The organism is Algoriphagus vanfongensis DSM 17529, from assembly GCF_000429465.1.
Taxonomy (GTDB): Bacteria; Bacteroidota; Bacteroidia; order Cytophagales; family Cyclobacteriaceae; genus Algoriphagus; species Algoriphagus vanfongensis.
Genome location: NZ_AUBX01000010.1, coordinates 829,039 through 837,446 on the forward strand (window position 1 = coordinate 829,039; position 8,408 = coordinate 837,446).

The following is an 8,408-nucleotide window of genomic DNA, read 5'->3' on the forward strand; positions in this document are numbered from 1 at the left end:
GGAATATCAATTAGAGTGATTGAAAATGATTAAGCAGCATTTTCTAGTTTGGTGCTCGAACTTAACTCTAATTCAATACCAATGTTTAATAAACGACCCAATAATTAATTTTTAATCCATATTAGCCTCTGATTTAGATTATACTTAAACGAAATTTTATTATGTAAAAACTAATAATATCAACACATATCACTAGTACGAACTAATCTTAAACTCAGTTCTTCTATTTTTCTGATGTTCTTCCTCGGTACATGAAATCCCATCCGAGCAGCTATTGAGCAACTGAGACTCCCCATAGCCAACTGCTTCCAATCTGGAACTACTAATTCCCAAGTTGAGTAAATAGTCCACAACTGATTGGGCTCTCTTTTGGGACAATTTCTGATTATAACTCGTAGTGCCTCTGGAGTCAGTATGGGAATGTAACTCAATCTGCATGGTAGGATTGTCCTCTAAGATAGCCGCCAGACGGTCTAGCTCTGGTATCGCATCCTCTCGTATATCCCACTTGTCAAAGTCATAGTATATATTTTCCAATCGGAAAGTCTTCCCTACCTCTATCTGGTCCAGATAGACATCCCGAGTCAATACACTATCCCGAATGTCCGAACTCGCAGGAATCCGAATATTTCCATTTTCACCATCCAAAAAGCCCGTTTTGGAGGCTTTGAGGGTCAGCAACTGATCCGGATCTATTTTGAAGCGAAAGCTTCCGTCCTCTTCTGTAATGCGGGACCCCAAAACATTTCCATTATCGGAAATAAGGTTAACTACAGCATCTGAAAGTACTTCCTTGGTAGTCAGATCATAGACCTTGCCTTGAAGTATGAGTGTCCGCTCCACATTCAGATCTACCCAATAGATATCATCCAACCCTTTTCCTCCCTGACGATCAGAGGCCAAAAAGGCCTGTTCCGGGTCCTGTCCTAAAAAGCTGAACCCAAAGTCATCTCTATTAGAATTGACCGGACTTCCCAGGTTGATGGGTGAGCCAAAGCCACCTCCATTCCTTTCCGCCCTAAACACATCCAAGCCCCCTATTCCAGCCCAGCCGGCACTGGAGAAGTAGAAATGACCGTCTGGACCTATAATAGGTGTCCTCTCATCTTGGTCTGTATTGATGTCTGCTCCCAGATTAACAGGTGCAGACCAACCTCCGTTATCGGTCCATTCTGCATAATAGATATCTGCTTTGCCCATTCCGCCTGGCATATCGGAAGAGAAATACAACCTATTCTCAGCCGCATCAAAGAAAGCATCGGATACAGAATAGGAAAATGGTTGATTGAATGAAAAGGAAACAAAATCCTCTACAGCGAGCGTATCGGACTTTTGAGCGAAAAACAGTTCTGGATAGAGTGTATAATCTCTTGCACTTCCTTTATTGGAAGATTTCTCAAATTTTTGAGGTTGAGTGAGGGTCAGAAATAGATTGTTGCCGGATTGAAAATAGGGCCCTACATGCAGCTCGGATTTCAACGTTTCATCTTGTATAGGACTATTTTTGACCTGATTTTGATCTGAGTCCCACGGTGACTGATACATAGCCAGAAAACCATTCCCTGTCCATCCGTAGACATTGCTTTTAAGTGCATTTTGTGTATCTATCCGCTTGGATGATGCGACCAGGCGATCTGATGTGAAATACAATAAGCTGTCGGAGGAAAAGAAGGGTCCAAACTCAGCAAATGAGGTATTTATTTGATCCAGACCTTTGATTTGAGCAGTGGTAGGTTTGTTTAAAAACTCCTTTCCCTGTGTCGCTGTCTTCCAAAGCGAAGCCAGCTCGGGATTCTCTTGATTGGGATCTAGCTTCATTAGCAGCTCGGTGGCTTCAGTATATTTGGAATTTGCGATCAGGACCTCAGCAAATGGTTTCCAGTCCAAGGAATCCAGCTCCTGATCTCTTTCGAGTCGTGCATACCATTCCTCTGCTTGTTCAAAGTTTCGGGTCTTCAAATAAGCCTGAGCCAGCCCTCGGGCTGTCTCAGGCTGGGGTGATGATTCCCAACTTTTCAAAAAACTGCTTATTCCTTCCGAATAATTCAGGTTTTCAGCGCTTTCTACCCCCAGCATATAGTCTCTATATGCCAATGATTTGCATGAAAACAAAAACAACAATAAAAAATAGTAGCTATAAATTCTTTTCATAGTCGTCTCTATTAGAAAAACCTAGGAGAAATTAACCGCACTCTCTTTGAAGGAAAGAGAAATGACAAGGATATGTCATGAGTCGTGAATGTCCCCACTGAAAAGCCTGTGAGCGTGTGATCATAGGCATATCCTAGCCGAAGACCTTCTTTGAGCTGGACTTGTACCATTGCCAGAAAGGCAGTGGATTTTTTCAATCCATCTTGCACTTCCCGACCCGGCATATCCAATCCCAACCTATATCCAGCTCCAATCCAAAACATATCATTTAAGATCAAGGCGGTATTGAGATCCAACCTTGCCGGTGCTTTGAAATCGTCCATATACATGATCGATGGGATCAGAGAGAAATTGTAATTGAGATCAAAATGATACCCGCCAGTCAGATAGATATGAGGACTAGGCTGGACCATCACATCTCCCTGATCCAAGTCCAATACAGAAGAAAGCATCTGATCTGCAGCCAAACCTATGTAAAAGCTTTCATCATAAAGAAACAGGCCCAATTTTAAGTCTGGGTAGGTCATCCTTTCTTTGGAAACCGGCACAGATGGATCATCATCAATGTCGGGATTGAGCATCCCTCCATCCATCATGGAATTGACCACTCCCATGCCTGCCCCAAAGGAGAGGTATTTGGTATTTCCCAAACGAAGATGGTAGGCTAAATTCCCATAAAACGCCGTTGTTTTTTGGGCTCCCAAGCGATCAGATAGCACCTGAGCTCCTATCCCTAGCTGAGAATCTTCCAAATAGGTATCTCCCGCCACGGCAAATGTCTGAGGACTTCCTTCCACCCCAGTCCATTGCTTGCGATAATAGGTCTGCAGGTATAATTGCTGCTTATATCCTGCATAGGCAGGATTGATAAATACCGGATTAAAAATATACTGGCTGAATTGCGGCACTTGTTGCGCCTGAGCATGCTCTGCTCCCAGGGCGGCAATGCACAGTAATATGCTTATGATTTTAAAGAATTTCATTTCGCTTACTTAATTATAGTTACAAAACCAGTCATGCTATGTTCAGCATTCTGACTATCCCAAACAGTCACTTGATAATAGTAGGTACCTCCAGAAAGCTCCTCGCCTGTCCAATCATTGAGGTAATTATCGGACCTGAAGACCTCTACACCCCATCTGTTGACGATGAGTACTTTGCTTCTAGTGAAGAATTCCTGCAAGCCTCTAAGCACCCATGTATCATTGATTCCGTCTCCGTTAGGGGTAAAGACATTTGGAATCTCAAACTCCAATTGCTCATGGCTCACCGAATCACTATTGTCACCTGGCTCTAACTCTTCATCTTCGGAGCTGACCGTCGCTGTGTTGGTTATCTGCATTTCTGCTGTTGCCCGCACTTTGATCATCATTACCTCAGAGCTCATCGGCGCCAATGTCTCCATCGTCCAAGTAATCAGTCCGGAGTCAAACACCGCTTCTCCTACATTCACATCCACGCTGACAAACTCTAACCCTTCTGGCAATTGGTCTGTGACGACTACTTGATTTGCCATCTCTTCCCCATTGTTTGTTACGGTGATCTTGTATTCGAATTCTGATCCTAGCATGATCAGAGGAGCCGTAACTTCCTTCACGATCTGAAGGTCCACTTCATTGATATTGTCTATCTCGACAGGATCGGTACTGTCTTCTGCATCAGGATGGTTGTCTCCAGTCACCCAGACCGTATTGACAACAGCCCCCTCTTCAGCAGTCACCAAAACAGTCAAGGCGAGCTGGACACTTTCTCCAGCAGGAATCTCCTCAATCATCCAGGTGACCAAATTATCGGTCAGCTCTCCAGAATGAGAAGCTTCCATGAACATGGTTCCAGTTGGAATCGTATCGGCCACCAGTACATTTCTTGCGGTATACTCACCTGTATTAGTGAGGTCAATGGTGTAGGTGATCATCTCTCCGGTTTTGACTTTGTCCACGTCTTGTGATTTGACGACAGTCAGGGAGGTTACACTTTCAATCACTTCTACTCCATCCCCAGGGTCAGATTCCTGAGGATCTTCTTCATCATCCGGCTGGTCTACGATTGCGGTATTGTAGATTACATCTCCCACGGTCACTTCTTCGGTAACTGATGTGATCAGTGTCAGGTCAATATTTTGCCCAGGAGCAAGGGAAGGGATAATCCAGGATACTACTCCGTTGGCAAACGTACCCCCTTGATCTGAACTGATGTAATCCAGTCCCACAGGAAGTGTATCTCTCACTTCTATGTTTTCTTTTATCAGATCAGAAATATTGGCCACTGTAATCGTGTAAGAGATTTGCTCCCCGATTCGGGCTTCTGATACATTTGGATTTTTATCGATAGTGAAAGAAATGGCCTGGACCACCTTCACTTCTTCCTTATTGGACTCTTTCCATTCATCCGGATCCTCAGGATTGCTGATGACAGCTATATTAGGGATGACTGTGCCTACGGCTGTATTTTCATTCACTCTGACAGTCAATTCCAAATCAATTGAAGAGTTAGATGGAATATTTTCAATACTCCATGTTACTACACCATTTGAATGAGTCCCTCCTTTAGTAGAAGATAAGAAATCAATATGCTGATCCAATTCATCTGTAACAAGCATTTCGGGCAAATCAAATTCACTTGTGTTTGTTACAGTAATAGTATATTGGATTACACCCCCAGCCAAAACTATAGGACTTGAAGCTCTTTTCACGATCTCAATTACATCTATTCTATTGCAAATGGAGAGTTCCACTGTCACGGCCGTTCTTTCGAGACTTTCACAGCCCGTAGCTGGATCAGTTTGACTAGCATAGTATGTTTTGCCATGTGTAAGGGCTGTATTAGGTGCCAAAGCAATTCCTCCTTCAGAGGATTCGTACCATTGAATAGCTGTTCCGTTTGCACCGAGAGATGCAATAGAAGGCATACCCTGATCTGCGCAGAAAGCTTGAATAGGCTGGTCGATCTGAGGTGCCGGAGTAGATCTAACCGTCACGGTCAAATGAGCTGCTTCTTGTGAAACATTTTCACAAACTCCAGATCCCATTACAGTCACATAATAACGAGTGGTCACTGTAGGACTTACGTTTAAGTCAGTAACTTCCTGCGTCAAGGCTTCATCGGTATAGAACTTGAAGACAGGGTAAGTCACAGTCAAACTACTTGCTGTCAAGAAGGTACTTTCCCCTTCACAGATCACAGCATTCATCACTTGAATATCCGATGAGAGCCCATCTCGACCAACATCCACAGTCAACTCAGCTGCTGTGCCCGGAGCGTTTTCGCAGACTCCGTCGCCTTCCACTGTTACATAGTAAGTAGTAGTGGCAGTTGGTGACACAGTCAAGTTCGTGATCTCGGTCGTGAGATCTTGGCTGGTGTAGAATCGGAATACTGGATTCGTAATGCCTGCCGCGGTGGCGCTTAGCGTGAAGCTCTCCCCTTCGCAGATTGTGCCCCCAGTTGCAGTGATGTCTGATGCAGTCGCTGCTGGATTCACCGTCACAATCAACTCAGCCGCTGTACCCGGAGCGTTTTCGCAGACTCCGTCGCCTTCAACTGTTACATAATAAGTAGTAGTGGCAGTCGGTGATACGGTCAAGTCCGTGATCTCGGTAGCCAAGGTCTGATCTGTATAGAATCGGAAGATTGGGTTGCTAACGGTAGCTGAAGTTGCGGATAGCGTAAAGCTTTCTCCCTCGCAGATCGTCCCTCCAGTTGCGTTGATGTCAGTCGCAGTTGCTGCTGGATTTACCGTCACAGTCAACTCAGCTGCTGTGCCCGGAGCGTTTTCACAGACTCCCTCGCCTTCTACTGTTACATAGTAAGTAGTAGTGGCAGTCGGTGATACGGTCAAGTCCGTGATCTCGGTAGCCAATGTCTGATCTGTATAGAATCGGAAGATCGGATTCGTGATACCTGCTGCGCTGGCGCTCAAGGTGAAGCTCTCGCCTTCGCAGATTGTGCCACCAGTTGCGGTGATGTCTGCTGCAGTTGCTGTTGGATTTACCGTCACCGTCAACTCAGCTGCTGTGCCCGGAGCGTTTTCGCAGACTCCGTCACCTTCTACTGTTACATAGTAAGTAGTCGTGGCAGTCGGTGATACGGTCAAGTCCGTGATCTCGGTAGCCAATGTCTGATCTGTATAGAATCGGAAGATCGGATTCGTGATACCTGCTGCGCTGGCGCTCAAGGTGAAGTTCTCGCCTTCGCAGATCATGCCGCCAGTTGCGGTGATGTCTGCCGTAGTCGCTGCTGGATTCACCGTCACAGTTAGCTCAGCTGCTGTGCCCGGAGCGTTTTCGCAGACTCCGTCTCCTTCCACAGTCACATAGTAAGTAGTCGTGGAAGTTGGTGATACGGTCAAGTCCGTGATCTCGGTAGCCAATGTCTGATCTGTATAGAATCGGAATACTGGGTTGCTAACGGTAGTTGAGGTTGCGGATAGCGTGAAGCTCTCCCCTTCGCAGATCGTGCCGCCAGTTGCAGTGATGTCTGCTGCGGTGGCTCCTGGATTCACCGTCACAATCAACTCAGTCGCTGTACCCGGAGCGTTTTCACAGACTCCGTCACCTTCTACTGTTACATAGTAAGTAGTCGTGGCAGTCGGTGATACGGTCAAGTCTGTGATCTCGGTAGCCAAGGTCTGATCTGTATAGAATCGGAAGATTGGATTCGTGATACCTGCCACAGTGGCGCTGAGGGTGAAGCTCTCGCCTTCGCAGATCGTGCCGCCAGTTGCGGTGATGTCAGCCGCAGTGGCTGCTGGATTCACCGTCACAGTCAGCTCAGCTGCTGTGCCCGGAGCGTTTTCACAGACTCCGTCGCCTTCCACAGTCACATAGTAAGTAGTCGTGGCAGTCGGTGATACGGTCAAGTCCGTGATTTCGGTAGCCAATGTCTGATCTGTATAGAATCGGAAGATCGGATTCGTTATACCCGCTGCACTGGCGCTTAGTGTGAAGCTCTCGCCTTCGCAGATCATTCCGCCAGTTGCGGTGATATCTGCCGCAGTCGCTGCTGGATTTACCGTTACCGTCAACTCAGCTGCTGTGCCCGGAGCGTTTTCACAGACTCCGTCGCCTTCCACAGTTACATAATAGGTCGTCGTGGCAGTTGGTGAAACGGTCAAGTTCGTGATCTCGGTAGCCAAGGTCTGATCTGTATAGAATCTGAAGATCGGATTCGTGATACTTGCTGCACTGGCGCTCAAGGTGAAGCTCTCGCCTTCGCAGATCGTGCCGCCAGTTGCAGTGATGTCTGCCGCAGTTGCTGCTGGATTTACCGTGACGGTCAACTCAGCCGCTGTACCCGGAGCGTTTTCGCAGACTCCGTCTCCTTCTACTGTTACATAGTAAGTAGTCGTGGCAGTTGGGCTCACGGTCAAGTTCGTGATCTCGGTAGCCAATGTCTGATCTGTATAGAATCGGAAGACTGGGTTGCTAACGGTAGCTGAAGTTGCGGATAGCGTGAAGCTTTCGCCTTCGCAGATCGTGCCGCCAGCTGCGGTGATGTCTGCTGCAGTTGCTGCTGGATTTACCGTCACGATCAACTCGGCAGCTGTGCCCGGAGCGTTTTCGCAGACTCCGTCGCCTTCTACTGTTACATAGTAAGTAGTAGTGGCAGTCGGTGATACGGTCAAGTCCGTGATCTCGGTAGCCAAGGTCTGATCTGTATAGAATCTGAAGATCGGATTCGTGATACCTACTGCACTGGCGCTGAGCGTGAAGCTCTCGCCTTCGCAGATCATTCCGCCAGTTGCGGTGATGTCTGCTGCAGCTGCTGCTGGATTTACCGTCACAGTCAACTCAGCCGCTGTACCCGGAGCGTTTTCGCAGACTCCATCGCCTTCCACAGTTACATAGTAAGTAGTCGTGGCAGTCGGTGATACGGTCAAGTCCGTGATCTCGGTAGCCAAGGTCTGATCTGTATAGAATCGGAATACCGGATTCGTGATACTTGCTGCACTGGCGCTCAAGGTGAAGCTCTCCCCTTCGCAGATTGTGCCGCCAGTTGCGGTAATGTCTGCTGCGGTGGCTGCTGGATTCACCGTCACTTCCACTGGAATACGGTCCGGGCTCTCGCAGCCATTGCGAAGTACAGCCAAATAATAGGTGACTGTACCCGGACTGTTCAATGCTGCCGTGGTATAGCTATTTCCTTCCGAAAGCAAGGTGCCTCCCACTGCTGCATCGTACCATCTCAGACTCGTGCCGGCCGCTGGGGTCGCTTCCAACAAGGCTGTTTCCCCTTGACAAACTTCCGCATCCGTAGTC

The 8,408-nt window shown here is 47.3% G+C and carries 3 protein-coding genes; all 3 read right to left on the bottom strand.

Annotation, left to right across the window (positions count from 1 at the left end):
- Positions 1-192 precede the first annotated feature (192 nt).
- Positions 193-2,151: an OmpA family protein gene (locus tag G460_RS0108815; RefSeq protein ID WP_026955005.1), complete on the bottom strand. Its 1,959-nt coding sequence runs from the start codon at positions 2,149-2,151 to the stop codon at positions 193-195.
- Positions 2,152-2,162: 11 nt separating this feature from the next.
- Positions 2,163-3,134, bottom strand: a complete 972-nt coding sequence (locus tag G460_RS0108820; RefSeq protein ID WP_026955006.1) for a PorP/SprF family type IX secretion system membrane protein — start codon at positions 3,132-3,134, stop codon at positions 2,163-2,165.
- Between the two features lie 5 nt (positions 3,135-3,139).
- Positions 3,140-8,408: T9SS C-terminal target domain-containing protein (locus tag G460_RS0108825; protein WP_026955007.1), on the bottom strand; the 5,269-nt coding region annotated here is incomplete at its 5' end.